This window comes from Paucibacter sp. Y2R2-4, assembly GCF_025717535.1.
Lineage (GTDB): Bacteria > Pseudomonadota > Gammaproteobacteria > Burkholderiales > Burkholderiaceae_C > Paucibacter_A.
Window position 1 is genome coordinate 69,198 of sequence record NZ_JAJIRO010000002.1, and the last position, 18,821, is coordinate 88,018.

At 61.2% G+C, this 18,821-nt stretch carries 14 protein-coding genes and 1 tRNA gene; 1 reads left to right on the plus strand and 14 read right to left on the minus strand.

All coding sequences use genetic code 11. From position 1 onward, the window contains the following. Window positions 1-148 precede the first annotated feature (148 nt). From LNV06_RS07240 to LNV06_RS07295, 12 genes are all read right to left on the minus strand, one after another. Window positions 149-225, minus strand: a tRNA-Pro gene (locus LNV06_RS07240). A 34-nt stretch (window positions 226-259) separates the two neighbouring features. Beyond that, entirely contained in the window at window positions 260-766 is a 507-nt protein-coding gene (locus tag LNV06_RS07245; protein WP_263537594.1) for a MerR family transcriptional regulator, read from the minus strand. Window positions 767-800: 34 nt separating this feature from the next. Next, window positions 801-1,175, minus strand: coding sequence for an integration host factor subunit alpha (locus LNV06_RS07250; protein WP_263537595.1), 375 nt, complete (start codon window positions 1,173-1,175; stop codon window positions 801-803). A gap of 24 nt (window positions 1,176-1,199) precedes the next feature. Beyond that, complete coding sequence (gene pheT / locus LNV06_RS07255) at window positions 1,200-3,626, minus strand: phenylalanine--tRNA ligase subunit beta (RefSeq protein ID WP_263537596.1); 2,427 nt, start codon at window positions 3,624-3,626, stop codon at window positions 1,200-1,202. A gap of 50 nt (window positions 3,627-3,676) precedes the next feature. After that, window positions 3,677-4,714 (minus strand): phenylalanine--tRNA ligase subunit alpha, encoded by a 1,038-nt coding sequence (gene pheS / locus LNV06_RS07260; RefSeq protein ID WP_263537597.1) that lies wholly within the window; start codon window positions 4,712-4,714, stop codon window positions 3,677-3,679. A 155-nt stretch (window positions 4,715-4,869) separates the two neighbouring features. After that, entirely contained in the window at window positions 4,870-5,226 is a 357-nt protein-coding gene (gene rplT, locus LNV06_RS07265; protein ID WP_263537598.1) for a 50S ribosomal protein L20, read from the minus strand. A gap of 23 nt (window positions 5,227-5,249) precedes the next feature. Then, window positions 5,250-5,453 carry a 50S ribosomal protein L35 gene (rpmI, locus tag LNV06_RS07270; RefSeq protein ID WP_263537599.1) on the minus strand — a complete coding sequence of 68 codons (204 nt, stop codon included), beginning with the start codon at window positions 5,451-5,453 and terminating at the stop codon, window positions 5,250-5,252. A 141-nt stretch (window positions 5,454-5,594) separates the two neighbouring features. Next, window positions 5,595-6,140, minus strand: a complete 546-nt coding sequence (gene infC / locus LNV06_RS07275) for a translation initiation factor IF-3 (RefSeq protein WP_263538316.1) — start codon at window positions 6,138-6,140, stop codon at window positions 5,595-5,597. A 71-nt stretch (window positions 6,141-6,211) separates the two neighbouring features. Continuing rightward, entirely contained in the window at window positions 6,212-8,131 is a 1,920-nt protein-coding gene (thrS, locus tag LNV06_RS07280) for a threonine--tRNA ligase (RefSeq protein ID WP_263537600.1), read from the minus strand. 267 nt (window positions 8,132-8,398) lie between these two features. Beyond that, window positions 8,399-9,496, minus strand: a complete 1,098-nt coding sequence (locus tag LNV06_RS07285) for a patatin-like phospholipase family protein (RefSeq protein WP_263537601.1) — start codon at window positions 9,494-9,496, stop codon at window positions 8,399-8,401. Window positions 9,497-9,509: 13 nt separating this feature from the next. Then, window positions 9,510-11,807: a TonB-dependent receptor plug domain-containing protein gene (locus tag LNV06_RS07290; RefSeq protein ID WP_263537602.1), complete on the minus strand. Its 2,298-nt coding sequence runs from the start codon at window positions 11,805-11,807 to the stop codon at window positions 9,510-9,512. 177 nt (window positions 11,808-11,984) lie between these two features. Beyond that, window positions 11,985-14,360 (minus strand): Tex family protein, encoded by a 2,376-nt coding sequence (locus LNV06_RS07295; protein ID WP_263537603.1) that lies wholly within the window; start codon window positions 14,358-14,360, stop codon window positions 11,985-11,987. A 260-nt stretch (window positions 14,361-14,620) separates the two neighbouring features. On the opposite strand from LNV06_RS07295, the gene LNV06_RS07300 reads away from it, so the two are divergent. Next, the gene (locus tag LNV06_RS07300) at window positions 14,621-15,430 is read left to right on the plus strand and encodes a MipA/OmpV family protein (RefSeq protein WP_263537604.1); all 810 of its coding nucleotides are present in this window, start codon (window positions 14,621-14,623) and stop codon (window positions 15,428-15,430) included. A 58-nt stretch (window positions 15,431-15,488) separates the two neighbouring features. Here LNV06_RS07300 and LNV06_RS07305 read toward each other — a convergent pair whose 3' ends face one another. Both LNV06_RS07305 and LNV06_RS07310 read right to left on the minus strand, forming a co-directional pair. Next, window positions 15,489-16,127 (minus strand): hypothetical protein, encoded by a 639-nt coding sequence (locus LNV06_RS07305; RefSeq protein WP_263537605.1) that lies wholly within the window; start codon window positions 16,125-16,127, stop codon window positions 15,489-15,491. Between the two features lie 14 nt (window positions 16,128-16,141). Beyond that, window positions 16,142-18,772, minus strand: coding sequence for a phosphocholine-specific phospholipase C (locus LNV06_RS07310; RefSeq protein WP_263537606.1), 2,631 nt, complete (start codon window positions 18,770-18,772; stop codon window positions 16,142-16,144). Between the last annotated feature and the right edge of the window lie 49 nt (window positions 18,773-18,821).

Genomic DNA, 18,821 nt, shown 5'->3' on the forward strand with positions numbered 1-18,821 from the left:
GCATGGCGCCACGTTCACTGGTGAGGTGCAGACTACCGCCCCTCAGGCCGAGAATGCTGAGGCTGATAAGTTCAGGGGCTTCAAATGATTGGCGAGACCCAGAAAGCCGAAAGGCCTAGTTCATTGTTGAACTAGGCCTTCGATTCAATGGTCGGGACGGTGGGATTCGAACTCACGACCCCTTGCACCCCATGCAAGTGCGCTACCTGGCTGCGCTACGCCCCGACTGAGCCTGAAAGTATAACCTAGTTTTTGACTCTCAAGCAAGAAGAACATCGCGAATCGAGATTAACTCGGCGCGCACCTGCTCAATGGTCAGCTTTTCTTGGCCTGCACCAACCGTTGATGAGCCAAAGCCATTCAGAGGCATCAACTCAATGCCATCGAGGCGCACATGATGGGCGCTGGCATCGACTGCCCCTTCGCCTTCTTCGAGCATCTCCTCATCGAGCAAGGCGCCATCGAAGCCCAGGTCGGCCATGGCATCCGTTTCCCCACGCGCCGGCACACCGCCACCATCCAGCAACTGATTGCGCGCGCCGCTGATGGTGAAGCCTTGGTCGTACAACAAGCCGCGAATGCGGCGAATCAACAGCACCTCGTGATGCTGGTAATAGCGCCGATTGCCGCGCCGCTTCATCGGCTTGAGTTGGGTGAACTCCTGCTCCCAATAGCGCAGCACATAGGGCTTCACGCCGCACAAATCACTCACCTCACCGATGGTGAAGTAGCGTTTGGCAGGGATGGCGGGCAGCGCGATTTCCATTGAAATCAAGAGGTTCGGATGGGGAGGTCAGACTCTACTCGAAGTCATCTTCGGCGCAAACCTCGCCTTGCACCAAACTTTTCAGTTTGTGGCTGGCGTGAAAAGTCACCACGTCGCGGGCCTTGATCGGGATCGACTCTCCGGTGCGCGGATTGCGCCCCGGCCGCGATGCCTTGCGGCGAATATTGAAGTTGCCATAACCGGACAGCTTGACGTCATCGCCACGCACCAAGGTGTCATGGATGATGTCAAAGAAGGCCTCGACCATGTCCTTGGACTCCCGCTTGTTCAAGCCCAGCTTGTCGAACAAGAGTTCGGCCAACTCGGCCTTGGTCAGCGTGGGCGTTTCAATACTGGGCAGCAGAACCACAGCGCCTGAGGTCGGGCGTTTGACTTCTTCGTCGCTCATCTCAAGTCCTCCTTTGCCTGAGCCTCAAGCACGCAGGCGCGCGCCCAAGCTTTCGGACAAGGCGGTCAGCACCTTGGCGATGGTTTGCTCGATGCGCTCGTCGGTTAGGGTCGCCTCGTCATCCAGCAACTCCAGACGCACGGCCATGCTGCGTTCACCCTCTTTCAACTCGCCACCCGCTTGCGTCGGTTTGAAGACGTCGAAGAGGCGTGCCGAACGGATCAAGCCATCATGTGCCGAGGCAATCGCCTGCATCAGCGCGTCATGAGTCACATGCTCGCCAACGATCAGCGCCAGATCACGCAGGACCGATTGTTGACGGGGAATTGACTGTGCCGCCGGCAGCTGACGCGCCAGCACGGCGGGCAGATCCAATTCAAACAAGACCGGAGCGCTGGGCAGCTCATAGCCCTGGCGCCACTTCGGGTGCAACTCGCCGATCACGCCAATGTCTTGGCCATCGAGTTCCACCCGAGCGCTGCGACCGGGGTGCAGGGCCGGATGCGAGGCTGCCTTGAAGCTCAGCTGACGCGGCGCGAACAAGGCCTCCAGATCACCCTTGACGTCGAAGTAATCGACCAGGCGATCACGCTGACTCCACTGCTGCTGATCCGCCGGGCCAAAAGCCAAGCCCGCAAGGCGCATCGGCTGAGCCACGCCGGCAATGCTGCTATCGCTCTCTTGTACCGAGGCGTCACGCAAGAAGACACGGCCGATTTCGAACAAGCGCACCCGCGAGGCCTTGCGGCTCAGGTTGTAGCGCAGCGCCTGGATCAAGCTGCCAATCAGGCTAGAGCGCATCACGGCCAAAGGCGCGGCGATTGGGTTCAGCAGCTGGATCGGGTTCGTGTTACCCGCCAGTTCGGCTTCCCAGCGCGCTTCGACAAAGCTGAAATTGATGGTCTCGAAATAGTCCCTGGCTGCCACGGCATGACGCAAGGCATGAATGGCGCGGCGCGACTCGGACGCCACCTTGGCCACCACCGGCGCTAAAGGCGGGGTGTTAGGCAGGCTGGGGTAGCCCATCACGCGGATGATTTCCTCGATCAGGTCTTCTTCGATCTGAATGTCGAAGCGCCAGCTTGGTGGCGTCACCGTCAGCACGCCGGGTGCTTCGGTGAACTGCAGACCTAAACGGCTGAACACGCGAGCGCAGTCTTCTTGCGCCACCGGCATGCCAATGATCTTGGCGGCCCGGGCCACGCGCAGCGCCACCGGCTTGCGCTCGGGCAACTGGGTGATCTGGTCGTCCATCGGGCCGGCTTCGCCGCCACAGATTTCCAAAATCAGCTGAGTGATGCGCTCGATATGCTCCACCGTGCCCACGGCATCCACGCCGCGCTCGAAGCGATGACCGGCATCGGTCGAGAAATTGAAGCGGCGCGAACGGCCGGCCACGGCCTTGGGCCACCAGAAGGCGGCTTCAACGTAGACGTTCTTCGTGTCGTCCGACACGGCGGTCGCATCACCGCCCATGATGCCGGCCAAGGACTCGGGTGCCGAGGCATCGGCCACCACACCGACAGTCTCGTCCAACTCGACCGTATTGCCGTTCAGCAACTTCAGCGTCTCGCCCTTCTTCGCCCAACGGATCACCAGTTCACGGTCGATCTTGTCGAGGTCGAAGATGTGGGACGGGCGACCCAACTCGAACATCACATAGTTGGAGATGTCGACCAGCGGAGCCACCGAGCGTTGGCCGCAACGGGCCAGGCGATCGACCATCCAAGCGGGCGTCTTGGCCTGCGTGTTGACGCCGCGCACCACGCGACCGGAGAAGCGACCACACAGGTCGGCGGCTTCGATGCGCACCGGCAGCTTGGCGTCGTGCTTGGGTGCGGCCGGTGTGATGGCGGGCGCCAGCAATGGCGCTCCGGTCAAAGCCGAGACTTCACGCGCGATGCCGTAAACGCTCAGGCAATGGGCCAGGTTGGGCGTCAGCTTGAGGGTGAAGAGCTGGTCATCCAGATTCAGATGATCGCGGATGCTTTCGCCCACAGCAGCATCGGCCGCCAGTTCCAACAGGCCGCCGTGTTCTTCGCTGAGCTTGAGCTCGCGCGCTGAGCACAGCATGCCGAAGCTCTCCACGCCGCGCAGCTTGCCCACGCCGATCTTGAAAGGCTTGCCGTCTTCGCCCGGCGGCAATTCGGCGCCTACGGTCGCCAGTGGCACCTTGATGCCAACACGCGCATTCGGCGCACCGCAGACGATTTGCAGCGGCTCGCCATTATTGAAAGCCGCGCCGGCATTGACCTTGCAAATGCGCAGCTTGTCGGCGTTAGGGTGTTGCTCGGCTTCGAGGATTTCGGCAACGACGATGCCATGGAAAGGCGGCGCCACCGGGCGCAGCTCTTCGACCTCCAGGCCCGACATGGTCAACAGCTCGGCCAGCTCTTGCGTATTCAGCGAGGGATTGCAAAAGCTCCGCAGCCAGGATTCAGGGAATTGCATGGTGTGACTCTTCTTCTCTTTGACGTGTTCTTGAGGATGGATCTCAAGGCTTACTTGAACTGTGTCAAGAAGCGCAGATCGCCATCAAAGAACAGGCGCAGATCGTTGACGCCATAGCGCAGCATGGCCAAACGGTCGATACCGGAGCCAAAGGCAAAACCGATGTAACGCTCTGGGTCCAGGCCCATATTGCGGATTACTTGCGGATGCACCTGGCCGGAGCCGGACACCTCCAACCAACGGCCCTTGAGCGGGCCGGACTCGAACATGATGTCGATCTCAGCGCTAGGCTCGGTGAAGGGGAAATAGCTGGGGCGGAAGCGCAGTTCCAGCTGATCGGTTTCGAAGAAGCTGGTGATGAAGTTCAGATAAACCGACTTCAAATCTTTGAAACTGATGTTCTCGCCCACCCACAGGCCTTCGACCTGATGGAACATCGGCGAGTGTGTGGCATCGCTGTCCACACGGTAAGTGCGGCCCGGCGCGATCACGCGGATCTCAGGCATGGGCTGACCGGCGTCGATCAAGGCCTTGTGCTTCTTGACATGCTGCACCGCATAGCGGATTTGCATCGGGCTGGTGTGGGTACGCAAGACATGACCCCCTTCCACATAGAAGGTGTCGTGCATGGAACGCGCCGGATGGTCTTCCGGCGTATTCAAGGCCGTGAAGTTGAACCAATCGTTTTCGATTTCGGGGCCATCGGCCACATCGAAACCCATAGACCCGAAGATGCCCTCGATGCGCTCCATCGCGCGGGTGATCGGGTGCAGGCCCCCGGTGCCACGCTGGCGGCCGGGCAGGCTGACGTCCAAGGCCTCGGCCTTGAGTTGCAATTCAAGTTCCGCGTCAGCCAGGGCTTGGCGGCGGGCGGTCAGTGCGGCTTCGATGCCGGACTTCAGTACATTGATCTCGGCGCCACGGGCTTTCTTTTCCTCGACCGGCAAGGCGGCCAGGCTCTTCAACAATTCGGTCACGCGACCGGACTTGCCCAGAAAACGCGCCTTGGCATTTTCCAGATCGGCGGGCGTGGAGGCGGCGGCGAATTCGCCTTGGGCCGTTTGCAGCAGTTGATCGAGCTCGTTCATCGCGGTGCCGTTTTCATCAAGCGGGTCTTGAATGCAGGAAATGGGGGAAGGCAAAAAAAAAGGCCGAGCGCTGCGCACGGCCTTGAGGTTGCTGACCCCGGATCAGACAGTGCCGACCCAGGGCTGCCGTGAGCCACTTGCGTGGCTCGCGGGCATTAAGCGAGAGCGGCCTTGACCTTGGCGAAGATGCTGGCAAAACCAGCAGGATCGTGAACAGCCAGATCAGCCAGGACCTTGCGGTCGATGTCGATCTCAGCCTTCTTCAGGCCAGCCACAAACTTGCTGTAGGTCAGACCCAGGCCACGGCTTGCTGCGTTGATACGAGCAATCCACAGGGCACGGAAGACACGCTTCTTGGCACGACGGTCACGGTAGGCGTATTGGCCTGCCTTCATCACTGCCTGTTTGGCAATGCGGAAGACATTCTTACGACGACCACGGAAGCCCTTGGCTAGTGCCAGAACCTTTTTGTGACGAGCACGTGCGGTAACACCACGTTTAACGCGAGGCATAGTATTTCTCCTTCAGAAGTCGATCAGAGGCCAGCGCCGGGCAACATTTGAGCCATGTGGCCCATGTTGGTCTCGTGCACAGCGGCAGAACCACGCAGGTGGCGCTTGTTCTTGGTGGACTTCTTCGTGAGGATGTGGCGCTTGAACGCCTGTCCGCGCTTGACCGTACCACCCGGACGAACGCGGAAGCGCTTCTTGGCGCTGCTCTTGGTCTTCATTTTGGGCATGTTATTGCTCCTTTTAAGTACGTCCCAGGGGCGATTGCGGGCCTCGCAATACTTTGACCAGCCTCTGGAGACTAATAAGCCTGCCGACGACCAAATCGGCAGGCTGAAACTTTGAGACCGAAGTCTCGATGACCTTGCTGCTTAACGCTTCTTCGGCGCCAGCACCATGATCATTTGCCGGCCTTCCAGCTTGGGCATGTTTTCCACCACGGCCACATCGGACAACTCGTCGCGGATACGCTCCAGCAAACGCATGCCGATGTCTTGGTGGGTAATTTCACGGCCGCGATAACGCAGCGTGACCTTACCCTTATCACCGTCTTCAGCGATGAAGCGACGCAGATTGCGCATCTTGATCTGGTAGTCGCCTTCGTCCGTACCCGGGCGGAACTTGACTTCCTTGATCTCGATGACCTTCTGCTTGGACTTGGCCTCGGCTGCGCGCTTTTGCTCGATGTATTTGAACTTGCCGTAGTCCATCAAACGGCACACCGGAGGTGTCGCCGTGGCGGAGATTTCGACAACGTCCACATCCAACTCACCCGCCATGCGGAGTGCTTCGTGGATGCTCACAATACCGAGCGGCTCATTTTCCGGGCCGTTCAAACGGACTTCGGGAGCCATGATTTCGCGGTTCAGCCGGTGCTTGCGCTCCGGGATCGCTCGACGATCAGCAAAAGTAGCGATGGTGCATACCTTTCAACGAGCCCCAAGGCGAGAGGCCCAAACAAAGCAAAAGCGCGCCTGAATGGCAGGAATCAGACCTTGTCGGCAATGTCTTTGGAGAGCTTCGCAATGAAGTCTTCCAGAGCCATCACACCCAGATCCTGGTTGCCACGGGCGCGCACCGCAACGGCTCCATTTGCCTTCTCCTTGTCGCCAACGACGAGGATGAACGGAACCTTTTGCAAAGAATGCTCGCGGATTTTATACGTGATCTTCTCGTTGCGCAAATCGGCCTGGACCCTAAGCCCTTGTTTTTGCAGAACTTTCACGATTTCCGCGACGTAATCGGCCTGCGCGTCGGTGATATTGGCCACCATCACCTGGGTCGGCGCCAGCCAAACTGGCAGCGCACCTGCGTGCTGTTCGATCAAGATACCGATGAAACGCTCCAAGCTGCCGACGATGGCGCGATGCAACATCACCGGGGTCTTGCGCTGGCCGTCTTCATCGACAAACTCGGCATCCAGGCGATGCGGCATATTCGAATCAATCTGAATCGTGCCGCATTGCCACTGACGGCCCAGCGCGTCCTTCAGAGCGTACTCAATCTTCGGCGCATAGAACGCACCCTCGCCGTGAGCGATTTCGAACTCACAGCCTGAGCGACGCAGCGACTCCATCAGCACCTGTTCGGTGCGATCCCAATACTCATCGGTGCCGATGCGCGCTTCGGGGCGCGTCGCTACTTTGTAGACGATGTCGGTAAAGCCAAAATCGGCATAGACCTTCTTCAGCAAAGTCGTGAAGTTGGCGCACTCTTCCAAGATCTGGTCTTCGGTACAGAAGATGTGGCCGTCGTCCTGCGTGAAGCCGCGCACCCGCATGATGCCGTGCAGACCCCCTGTCGGCTCATTGCGGTGACATTGGCCAAACTCACCAAAACGCAGCGGCAGATCGCGATAGCTCTTGATGCCGTGCTTGAAGATCAGGATGTGACCCGGGCAGTTCATCGGCTTCAAAGCGTAGTCGCGCTTCTCCGACTCGGTGATGAACATATTGTCCCGGTACTTGTCCCAATGACCGGACTTCTCCCACAAGCCTTTGTCCAAGATTTGCGGGCCCTTGACCTCCTGGTAGCCGTTGTCACGATAGACCCGGCGCATGTACTGCTCGACTTCTTGCCAGACTGTCCAGCCCTTGGGGTGCCAGAACACGGTGCCAGGCGAGTGCTCGTCGATATGGAACAGGTCGAGCTCACGCCCCAACTTGCGGTGGTCGCGCTTCTCCGCCTCTTCCAACATCAAGAGGTATTTCTGCAGATCATCCTTGGTCGCCCAGGCGGTGCCGTAAATACGCTGCAACTGCTCGTTACGGTGGTCACCGCGCCAGTAGGCGCCGGCCACCTTCATCAGCTTGAAGTGCTTGAGCTTGCCGGTGGAGGGCACGTGCGGGCCGCGGCACAGATCGGTGAACTTGCCTTCGGCATACAGCGACACATCCTGATCAGCCGGGATGCTCTCGATGATCTCGGCCTTGTAGGCCTCGCCGATGCTCTTGAAGTAAGCGACGGCCTCGTCGCGCGGCAGCACGCTGCGGGTGACCTTCTCATCCTTCTTGGCCAGCTCTGTCATCTTTGATTCGATGGCGGCCAAGTCTTCCGGCGTGAAAGGGCGCTTGTAGCTGAAGTCGTAATAAAAACCGTGCTCGATGACGGGGCCGATGGTGACCTGCGCCTCGGGGAACAACTCCTTCACCGCATAGGCCAGCAAGTGAGCGGTTGAGTGGCGAATCACTTCCAGACCGTCGGCATCCTTGTCGGTAATGATGGCCAGCTGCGTATCAGACTCCATCAAGTAGCTGGTATCCACAACCCGAGCGGCATCACCACTGCCCACACGGCCCGCCAAGGCGGCCTTGGCCAAACCCGCACCAATCGAAGCGGCGACGTCGGCCACGGTGACAGCTTGCGGGAATTCGCGTTTGGAACCGTCAGGCAATTGAATTGAGATCATGAGGCACTCCGAGTTTCGGCAGGTCTAACGAATTGAAATGGGGGCCGAGCAAGGGCAAAAAAAAACGCGGCTGGTTGCCGCGCTTTTTTTGGAAACTACCCCGTTGACGAGGCAGCTCAGACTGGAAAGATAGGGCGTGACGAAAGCGCGGCCGACTTCACCCCTGTGAAGGTGTGGTCGTAGTTCGCGGTGTCATAACCATGATGCCTTTCTCGCCCTTGTTCGTTGCTGATGGGCCAATTGTAGCCATGCTTGAAGACAAGCGGTTTACAAAGGCAAGGCCTGAATCGATGACTGCTCGCAGGCCTTAGCGAATTCATCACGCAGGCGCTGGCTTTCGGCAATGGCGCGCAACCACGCCGTCGCGCGCGCGCTCACGTCATCACCGTAATGCTGAAAGTCAGCACGATCGGGCAGCTTACCCAGGGGCAAGGTCTTGATCCAGGCCTGACTCGGCGCCAGCAGCACCACATTGTCGAGAAAGGCGCTGGCGCGATGGCGCGACTTCAAGGCCTTATCCAACCAACCCGGAATGACTTGCTGCTGGAAATGCGGGTACAGCACCAGCCCCTCGCCCGCCATGGCCGCATAGTCCAGATGCAGGTGATAGTCGGTGATGCCGCCGTCCCAGTAGGCACCGCGCGGTGCGCCTGGGATGTCGTGCACCGCTTGCAGCCAAAAAGGAATCGAGCAACTGGCCAGCAAGGCCGGCTGAAAGTTTTGTGGCGTCAACTCGACCCGATGACTGCGGTAGTCATGCAACGGCACGGCCAAAGCTTCGCCCGGTGCGGAGAACACCACCCGGTCCAGCCAACGCCCAAGAGACCGTCGATGCAGGAGATTCGCCATGAAAGCGCCGGTGTAACCCAAAGGCGTGCGCCAGCGCCCTTCCCGCCCAAGCAAATGCTGGCCCCGTGAAGTGAACAGATGCAAGCGGTAACGCGGGTGGCTGAGGGCTATCTCCTCCCGTCCACCAAAGAATTCATCGAGCTTCGCCGCAAAGCCCCGAGTCACGTCTTTGGCCTTGGGCATCTTGCCGGGCAGGCTGTCGTAACGCTGATGCACATAGTCATGCGCCAAGCGCTCAAAGTTGGCTTGAGCATCCGCGTCTGAGCGGCCCAAACAAGCGGTGGCCATGCGCCAGGCACCGATCGAAGCGCCCAGCAGATGCACCTGTTGCGAACTCCGTGCCAACCAGTCGCCAAAGAGATACCGATCCAAAGGCCCGAGGATCAATCCCTTGGGACCACCGGCGGCGGCCGGCACCACGCGGATGTCTTCGGGGCGCAGACCCCGCTCCGCCAGACGCGCCAGCGCGCGGGGGCCGGCGTAGATTTGCAGCGCTTGTTGACCGCTAGAGCTCATGCACCCGATCACATCAAAGCTTCAATTCCAAGGCCAAGCCAAACTGGGTCCGGCCTTCGCGCAAGACCTGGGTGCTGCCGCCATCGCTGATCAAGGTCAGCGAGCGCGAGTCCAGCGGCGCCAGATTGTTGGCCGAAAAGCGCAGCGAGGCTGACTTGCTGAACACCCACTGCGCATACACATCCAGCGAACGCGTATTGGACAGATCAAAAGACTGAGTCAAGGTCTGCTGGGTCACATAGCCTGGCGTGTAGGCCAAAGACACACCGGTGCTCAGAGGCAGGCTGCTGAGGCGATAGTCAAAACCGACATTGGCCGACCAAGGTTGTTGGCCGTCCAAGCGGTTGTTGGCCATCGGCAAGGCATCAACATTGGAGTGGTAGATGCTCAAATTGCCGCGCAAATTCAGCGCTAGCTTGGGGTCAAACACCGAGGGCAGCAACTCGCCCGCGCGCCCTTTGACCTCCAGCTCCAGGCCCATAGTCTGGGCATTCGAGAAGTTCACCGGCCGCGTGACATAACGCTGCAGCGGCGACCAATCCACTGTTTCCAGCGCCACGCGGTTGCGAATCAGGTCGCTGATGCCGCGATAGAACACGCCGACGCTGGCCATGCCGCCACCACTCAGATATTTCTCAAAGGCAATGTCCAGGCCGGTCGCCAACTCAGGCTTCAGATTCGGATTGCCCGCGCGGTCGGGGTTGAGCTCGTCATTCGGCAAAGGCGTCACGCCGTCCGGGCCGAAGACCGGTTTCACGCTATTGGTCAGCGGGCGTGCCAGCAAGGCATTCAGATCGGGCGCCTTGTAGCTGCGCGTCAGGCTGGCGCGAATCATGTCGCGCCCCTTGGGGTCAAGCTTGTAGTTCAGGTGCCACAAGGGCGTGATCACGGTGCTGACATTGCTGAACTGCTGGTCGGTACCGCGGCTGCTGGACTTGATTCGCTCACCGCGCAGGCCCAGATAGGTGGACCACTGCGGCGACAGTTCCCACTCATCCTGCGCAAACAAAGCTTGGCGCTCGATGTTGGCGGAGAAGAGCTGGTTGTCGTACTTGGGCTGCAGGATCTGCCCGTTCTGAGTTTGGGTGCGCAGTTCATCGCGCTTGCGCCACTCCAGCTCCCAGCCCACGGTCAGACTGTGCTCATCGCCCAGCAGATGCCCGTACTTGCCCCCCTGAATCACACTTTGATCGTGGTTATCACCCACCGTATTGCGGAAGGGCTGCAGGCCGGCGCCCGGTGTCGGCTCGCGGTAGCTCAAATTGTCGAAAGTGCCCTTGGAGTCTTGCAGGGTGAGCTTCAACTCCACGCGCTGCGTGTCGCTGAAACGATCGATCCATTGCGCATTGCCGCGAATGTTTTGCCAGGTGCCGTGATTCAGCGCATCATCATCGGCAAAAGGGAGGTTTTGCGCAGCTATCTTGTTGAAGGTCTGGCGGTTGTTCCAGTAGCCCTTTTGCACAAAGGCTTGCAGGGCCAAGCTTTCCTCGTCGCTGATGCGCCAGTTCAGGCGCGGCGCGGTGTTAAAGCCATGGCCCCAGTTGTCTTGTTCGCCCAAGCGGCTGTAGCTCAGGCGAGTCTTGTCCGCTGCGACCAAAACCCGGTCGGTGGTGAATTGATTCTGGCCGCGCCACTCAAAGGCCGACACCGGCACCGACACCGACACATCGCCAATGCGCTCCCCATAGGTGAAAGTCGCCGAGGGCGTGGGCCGCACCGCGCTGTAGCCAGTGCCCAGGCGCAGATCCCGCTGGCTGACGCGAGGCGCGTCTTTCAAGATGATGTTGATGGCCCCGGCCACCGCTTGCGCGCTTTGGTCTGCGCTCGGGCCCTTGGTCACTTCGATGCGTTCCACTTGCGAAGGGCTGAGCTGGTCCAACGCAAAGCCTGGAGGCGCTGGGTCGCCATTGATCAGGATCAGCGTGTAGCCCGAGCCCAGGCCGCGCATGCGCGGGCCGCCATCTTGCACCGTCACACCGGGCAGGCGTTTGAGCACATCGGAGACATTGGTGTCGCCGTATTTGTCCATCTCCTCGCGGCCATAGATCTGCTTGGCCACCTGCGACTTGCGGCGCAGATCGGTGTCGCTTTGGCGCGCACTGATGTCCACCCGCTCCAGACGGCTGCTGGACTGGCGCTGCGGCGTGTCGCCCATGCCGGGAGGGATGTCTTGGGCTTGTGCAGCCCCCATTCCAAGGCCAAGGCCTAGCCCTAGGCCTAGGCCTAAGCCCAGCACAAGCAAAGAACTCAAGGTGGCGCAGGCGGCCGGCACGGCACGCAGGGTCAAAGGCTTCAAGACAGTGGCGGACATCTCAGGGCTCACAAAAACTTTGGCAAAAACGCCCGCCACCATAGCGCGCCTGCGCTTGGTTTGCAGCAGCAGAGCGATCAGACAAGGAATCAATGGGGCGATCTGCGGCGATTCGGGCCTGAATCGCCGCCATTTCGCCACAGACGGAGGGCGAGCGTGCCGCCGCCCCCAAGCCGCTCAGCGCTTGTTGCCGCCTTGCAGCTTGGCGAATGCCGCGGCCATGGCGCCGCCGGCCGGCGCGGCTGCGGGGCCGGCCGAGCGCCCTGCACCACCACCGCCACCACCGCCGCCGCCACTGCGCTCATTGCGCGCCGCCGGGCGGTAGCTGTTGTCAGCCTTGCCACCCTGGCCACCGCGCTGCACCGGAGCGTCCAGCTTCATCGTCAGCGAAATACGTTTGCGGGCAATGTCCACTTCCAAAACGCGCACCTTGACGATGTCGCCGGTCTTGACCACTTCGCGCGCGTCGGTGACGAACTTATTCGACAACTGGCTGACGTGCACCAGACCGTCCTGGTGCACGCCCAGGTCGATGAAGGCGCCGAACTGGGCTACGTTGGAAACGGTGCCCTCCAGCACCATGCCTTCGACCAGGTCCTTGATGTCTTCCACCCCGTCATTGAAGCGAGCCACCTTGAAGTCGGGGCGCGGGTCGCGGCCTGGCTTCTCCAACTCGGCCAAGATGTCCTTGACGGTGATGGCGCCGAACTTCTCGTCGGCAAAAGCCTCGGGCTTCAGCGTGCGGATCACATCACTCTTGCCCATCACCTCAGCGGCGGGGCGGCCCACGGTCTTCAGGATGCGCTCGACCAGGGAATAGGTTTCGGGGTGCACGCCGGAGAAGTCCAGCGGGTTCTCACCCTCGCGGATGCGCAAGAAACCGGCCGACTGCTCGAAAGTCTTGGGCCCCAGGCCCGTCACTTCGAGGAGTTGCTTGCGGTTCTTGAAGGCGCCATTGGCATCGCGCCAGCGCACGATGGACGAGGCCACATTGGCGGACAGGCCCGACACGCGCGAGAGCAGCGGCGCCGAGGCGGTGTTCAGGTCCACGCCGACCGAGTTCACGCAGTCTTCCACCACCGAGTCCAGCATCTTGGCCAACTCGCTTTGGTTCACATCGTGCTGGTACTGGCCGACGCCGATGCTCTTGGGGTCGATCTTCACCAACTCGGCCAGCGGATCTTGCAAACGGCGGGCGATGGACACCGCGCCGCGCAGGGTCACGTCCAGATCGGGCAGTTCCTTGGAAGCGAACTCCGAGGCTGAATAGATCGATGCGCCGGCCTCGCTGACCACCACCTTTTCGATCGGCGTACCGGGCGCCAGTTGCTGAATGCGCTTGATCAAATCACCGGCCAGCTTGTCGGTCTCACGGCTGGCAGTGCCGTTGCCGATGGCGATCAGATTGACGCCGTGAGTCGCGCACAGGCGGCCCAAGGTGTGGATGGAACCTTCCCAATCCTTCTTGGGCTCATGCGGATAGACCACGCCGGTGTCCAGCACGCGGCCGGTGTCACTGACCACCGCCACCTTGACGCCGGTGCGGATGCCCGGGTCCAGACCCAAGACCACGCGCTTGCCGGCCGGCGCGGCCAGCAGCAAGTCGCGCAGGTTCTCGGCAAAGACCTTGATGGCCACACGCTCGGCTTCTTCGCGCAGGCGGGCGAACAGGTCACGCTCCAAGCTCATGCTGAGTTTGACCTTCCAGGTCCAGGCCACGCATTTGCGGATCAGCGCATCACCGGGGCGGCTGCCCATGGTCCAGCCCAGATGGCGGGCAATGCGCCCTTCTGCCAAGCCGGGTTGGCCGGCCACCACTTCTTCGTCCAGCGCCAGCTTGGCGTCCAAGAACTCCAGGGTGCGGCCACGGAAGACGGCCAAGGCGCGGTGCGAGGGCACGGTGCGAATCGGCTCGTCGTAATCGAAGTAATCGCGGAACTTGGCGATGTCCGGGTTGTTCTCGTCCTTGCCGTCCATCAGCTTGGAGCGGAACAGGCCTTCGGCCCACAGCCACTCGCGCAGCTTGCCGATCAGAACCGCATCTTCGGCCCAGCGCTCGGAGAGCAGATCGCGGACCCCGTCCAAGACCGCGAAGGCATCGGCAAAGCCGGCATCGGGGTTGAGGAAGGCCGCCGCCTCACTCATCGGGTCCAGATTCGGGTCGACAAAGAGCTTGTCGGCCAGCGGTTCCAGCCCCGCCTCGCGGGCAATCATGCCCTTGGTGCGGCGCTTTTGTTTGTAGGGCAGGTAGAGGTCTTCCAGCTCCTGCTTGGTCGGCGCGGCTTCAATGGCGGCGCGCAAGTCGGGGGTCAGCTTGCCCTGCTCTTCAATGCTCTTGAGCACGGCCGCGCGGCGGTCTTCCAGCTCGCGCAGATAGCCCAGGCGCGCTTCAAGATCGCGCAGCTGGCTGTCATCCAGCCCGTCGGTCACTTCCTTGCGATAGCGGGCAATGAAGGGCACGGTGGCACCGCCATCGAGCAGCTCCACGGCTGCATTGACTTGGGCCGGGCGAACTTTCAGTTCGGCGGCAATTTGTAGCAGGATCTTGTCCAAAACGTGGGGAACCAGTCAAAAACACGAAGCCGCGCAGTTTGCCACAGGGCCCATCGGCGGCTTCTCAGCCACCGCGAACGACACTCACCTCGCCCTTTTCAACCCAGAACTGCATGGCCTGCTGCACTTGCGTGGAGAATCCAACCATCAGCAAGCGTCACAGACTTCGGTCATAGTGCCCCCCTTAGCTCAGGCCTCGCTGCTTCATTCGAGCCGGGCCTTTCACTGCAACTTCCAAAACTGAGTCCTCCAAGCCAGCCATGAAAAACACCGCCCGCCACACCTTTGCCGCCACCTTCATCGCCTGCCTGGGCCTGATGAGCGCTTCGGCAGCACAGGCCCAAGCCTTTGACGCCGCGCGCATTTACGGTGCCGTGCCCGATCGCGATGGCGGTGTGATGGGTCTGGGCGTGGCCGCTGGCCCGAAATTCCTGGGTTCGCAGGAAACCCGTGTCATGGCCTTGCCGGTGATTGACTATCAATGGAGCAATGGCTTCTTCGCGGGCACCGGCAACGGCCTGGGCATCAACTTCTCCAAGCAGGCCCATATGAGCTATGGCCTGCGCATCACCGCCGACTTCGGCCGTGATGAAGACCTGTCGCCTGCTCTGCGCAGCCTGGGCGACATCAGCATCCGCCCCGAGGCCGGCGCTTTCTTGAACTTCAACCTGAGCCCCAGCTTTGTGCTGACCTCGTCGATTCGCTATGGTTCAGGCAATGATCGCAAGGGTCTGCAACTGGATCTGGGCGCGGCCTACAACATGGCGCTGGCACCGCAGTGGCGCGCCGGCATGGGTGCCGCCATGACGGTGGCCAATGCCGAGTACATGCAGTCGTACTTCGGCGTTACCCAAGCGCAATCGGCCAATAGCGGCTGGGCCGCCTACAAGCCCGCCGCCGGCGTGCGCGATGTGCGCGCCAATTTCTCGCTGACCTATGCCATCGACCAGCGCATGGCCGTGACCGGCGTGCTCTCGGCTCGGGCCTTGCAAGGCGACGCCAAGAAGAGCCCGCTGAGCCAGAAGGACAACAGCGCCAGCGGCGTGGTGGCCTTCAGCTATCTGTTCTGAGGCACTCAATCCCAATGAGGCCAAGCGAGCGCTGTGCGAAACACAGCGCTCGCTGAGCTCAAAGTGCAGCCTGAGAACGCCGGCGTTGCTGGCCAGCCAGCAGCAACAAGCCAAGCACACCCAGGTAGGCTGTGGTCGGCTCAGGCACGGCGGCGCTGATTTGCAGCGTCGGGTTCAAGCTGAAAGCCTGAACCTCTGAAATGGCATAGCCCAGGCCATGGCTGAGATTACCGGCAGCGCTGTAAAGCTTGATCTCGGCCGGCCCCTCGCTCAATAGCTCGAAGCGCAAGTTGGCCAAGCTCAGCAAAGCCTGGGCCTGATTGGCCAAGCCAGGGAAGTGCGAGCCGCCGAACTCGTCGGCGCCGAGAAATCCGCTGTCGTCATCCCAGCCGGCCGCCACCTCAAAGCCGCTGAACTTCAAACGGCTGTGGTCATAGTCCAGCTTGAAGCCAAAGTACAAAAGCTCCTCGTCGGCACTCTTTTGCTCAAAGGCATTCGACACTTGCAACTGCAGATCAATCGCCTGGCCGACCTGCAAGGCAGACGGTGACTGGAGCTGCACGCTGGCCGCTTGCGCCGAAGCCGCCGCCAATGCGGCCAGGCTCAAGGCGGCCTGCAGCACGGTCTTGGCAAAGCCCTGCGCCGGGCTTGAGCGCTTTGCGGCCATGACGGCGGTCTTGCTTGTTTGCTGTTTCATGGTTTCCCCCTCACTCACTGTTTGCTGAAAATTTCGTACCAGCCGCGGTAGTCGGCCTGGGTGATGCAGTTGTCGGCATCAAAATTGGCCAGCGGCTGATAGCGCGTATCGCCGACGCAACTGCCCATGGCCGCGCGCTGCGCATCGCGGTCGGCGGCGTCAATACGGCCATCGCCATTGATATCGCCGCGTTTGAGCAAGCGCAGGTTCAGGCGCGGCGCCGCCTCTTCATAGCCATCGTTCAAGAACAGGCCGAAGAAATACTCGCCCTCGGCAAAGCCGGCCAGGCTGAAGCTCTGGCTGCCGGCCGGCGCGGCCACATAGTTCCACTTCAAAGAGCCCGGGCCGCCAGGCGTCATGCCCTTGCGATAAAAGCCCAACCAATGCTTGCTGCCAGCGGGCAGGCCTTGCCAGCTCAGGTTCAGGCTGTCACCGATGCGGGACACGCCCGTTGACGCGCTGAACTTGACGGTGTTGACCGGCGGCGGCAGCACGCCCGGCACCGGGGACGGCGCGGCTTGCGCCAAGCCGTTCAAAACCGGGTCGGTGTAGTCCAGGCCGGCGCCTTCCAAGTGACCAGCCAAGCGACGCCAGAACAGCGCCTCGCCCTCCAAGGTCACGCCGAGGTCGTACCAGCCTTGGCTGTAGTCCAGGGTGCGCACATAGCTGCGCGTTTGACCGGCTGGCACTTCGATCAGCAGTTCGCTGCGATCCCCATAGGCCAGGTCCTGCAATTTGAAGCGCAGCGCCTGAGTACCACCGTTGCTGAAATTGATACGCACGCTGCGGGCTGCCGGGTCTTCGCGCAGGCTCACCTCGCCCAAGCGGGCCGCCGTGCCCAAGCTGCCGATGAATTCGCGCACAAAGCCGTTCTGGCCATGGACGTTGAGTTGGTAGCTGTCGCCAGTCCAGTTCCAGACCTCGCGCTCGATGCGCTTGGACGGCTCCACCGTGTAGTGCCAGGGGCCATCGCTGCGCAAAGCGGAGTAGACGATGAAGGCATCGGTAGCGCTGCCGGCATTGCCAAAGCTGAGGGCGAACTGGCGCGCCGTGCCTTGCACTGCGCCGTCCACCTCGGCCCGGTAAGGCATGGCGCAGGCGGGACGCGGCTGACCGGTCGTCACACGTTCCTGCCGCGGCAAGGTCTGCACCGCCGGTGGCAAGGCGTCTTTGCTGCCCCAGTTCTTGAAGTAATTGGCACTGCGCGGCACACCCGCGGGCCAGGTTTTGTTGGGCTCGGCGAAATTGAAGGCGCTGCGCAAATCGCCGCAGACCGCACGCCGCCAGGGCGAGATGGCCGCGCACTGCACCGCCGAGCGTGGCAGGCCCTTACCCTGCACCAACCACTCTTCAACAAAGCGGATCAAGGAGGTGTGATCGAAGAGCTGCGAGTTGACCCGCCCGCCCTTGCTCCAGGGCGAGATCACCAAGGTCGGCACGCGTGGCCCCAAACCGATGGGCTCAGTGCCGGCATAGACCTCGCCTTGCAAGCTGTTGGCCACGGTGCTGCGGCCCCGATTGGCATCCAGCGGCGGCATGGTCGAAGGCATGTGATCAAAGAAGCCGTCGTTCTCGTCATAGGTGATGACCAAGGCCGTCTTGGACCAAATCTCTGGGTTGTCCACCAAGGCGGCCAAGAGGCGGGCGCTGAAGTTCTCGCCGGCATTGGGCGTTTCTTCCGGGTGCTCGCAATACTCGGTGGGAGCACAAATCCAGGACACCGCCGGCAAGCGCCCCGCTTTCACATCCGCTGCGAACGCATCGATCAAATATTGCCCGGTGGTGCCCTTGGCATTGCCGGCGTTGGAGCCAGGCGCCATTGCGCGGCATTTTTGATAGAGCGGCGAGTCCGGGGTCAGCTTGCGCCCTTGGGCGTCGACACGGAAGTTCTTGAAGTACTGCAGGTAGTTGTCGCCGTAGTTGTCCCACTCCTGGTAGACCTTCCAGCTGATTTGATTGGCCTCCAAGACTTCGGCATAACTCTGCCACTCGATGCCTTTGGCCGTCGCCGAATCATTGGCGATGTCGGCGTTGTAGATGCCGTTGGTGACGTTGTAGAGGGCCGAATCAGAGATGCCCGTCATCACCCCGCCGGCATGGCCGCTCAAGGCGTAAAAGCGATTCGGATCGGTAGGGCCAAACACCGAGCAGTGGTAGGCGTCGCAGGTGGTGAAGGCGTCAGCCAATGCGTAGTAAAACGGCAAGTCGGCTCGGTCAAAGTAGCCCATGGTGCGTGGGCTCTTCTTGGGCACCCAGGCATTCCAGTCCTTCCACGCGGCTTCGCTGCCCTTCCAGGAATGGTTCAGGCCCACGCGCAAGGCGTTGGTGTTCTTGATATCGAAGTGATAGGGCAGCACATGGCTGGCGCCACTGGGCTGGTACCACACCGGCTTGCCCGAAGGCAGGGTGATGGCGCGCGGATCGTTGAAGCCACGCACGCCGGCCAGCGCCCCAAAGTAGTGGTCAAAGGAGCGGTTCTCTTGCATCAGGAAGACGATGTGCTCGATGTCTCCGATGCCGCCGCTGCGCTGGTTGGCCGGCGTGGCCAGGGCGCGCGCAATCGTCTTGGCAAAGCTAGGCGAGCTGGCCAGGCCCAACGCGCTGGCGGCCATGAAGCCGCGGCGTGTGGATTTGTGTGCAGACATGACAAGAGATCCTGTGTAGTGACGATCTACACATTCTCAAAAGCTAAAA

Excerpts from the sequence above, each read along its gene's own strand:
- LNV06_RS07245 (WP_263537594.1), bottom strand. The coding sequence starts at position 766 with ATGGAAATCGCGCTGCCCGCCATCCCTGCCAAACGCTACTTCACCATC.
- LNV06_RS07250 (WP_263537595.1), bottom strand. The coding sequence starts at position 1,175 with ATGAGCGACGAAGAAGTCAAACGCCCGACCTCAGGCGCTGTGGTTCTG.
- pheT (WP_263537596.1), bottom strand. The coding sequence starts at position 3,626 with ATGCAATTCCCTGAATCCTGGCTGCGGAGCTTTTGCAATCCCTCGCTG.
- pheS (WP_263537597.1), bottom strand. The coding sequence starts at position 4,714 with ATGAACGAGCTCGATCAACTGCTGCAAACGGCCCAAGGCGAATTCGCC.
- rplT (WP_263537598.1), bottom strand. The coding sequence starts at position 5,226 with ATGCCTCGCGTTAAACGTGGTGTTACCGCACGTGCTCGTCACAAAAAG.
- rpmI (WP_263537599.1), bottom strand. The coding sequence starts at position 5,453 with ATGCCCAAAATGAAGACCAAGAGCAGCGCCAAGAAGCGCTTCCGCGTT.
- thrS (WP_263537600.1), bottom strand. The coding sequence starts at position 8,131 with ATGATCTCAATTCAATTGCCTGACGGTTCCAAACGCGAATTCCCGCAA.
- LNV06_RS07285 (WP_263537601.1), bottom strand. The coding sequence starts at position 9,496 with ATGAGCTCTAGCGGTCAACAAGCGCTGCAAATCTACGCCGGCCCCCGC.
- LNV06_RS07290 (WP_263537602.1), bottom strand. The coding sequence starts at position 11,807 with ATGTCCGCCACTGTCTTGAAGCCTTTGACCCTGCGTGCCGTGCCGGCC.
- LNV06_RS07300 (WP_263537604.1), top strand. The coding sequence starts at position 14,621 with ATGAAAAACACCGCCCGCCACACCTTTGCCGCCACCTTCATCGCCTGC.
- LNV06_RS07305 (WP_263537605.1), bottom strand. The coding sequence starts at position 16,127 with ATGAAACAGCAAACAAGCAAGACCGCCGTCATGGCCGCAAAGCGCTCA.
- LNV06_RS07310 (WP_263537606.1), bottom strand. The coding sequence starts at position 18,772 with ATGTCTGCACACAAATCCACACGCCGCGGCTTCATGGCCGCCAGCGCG.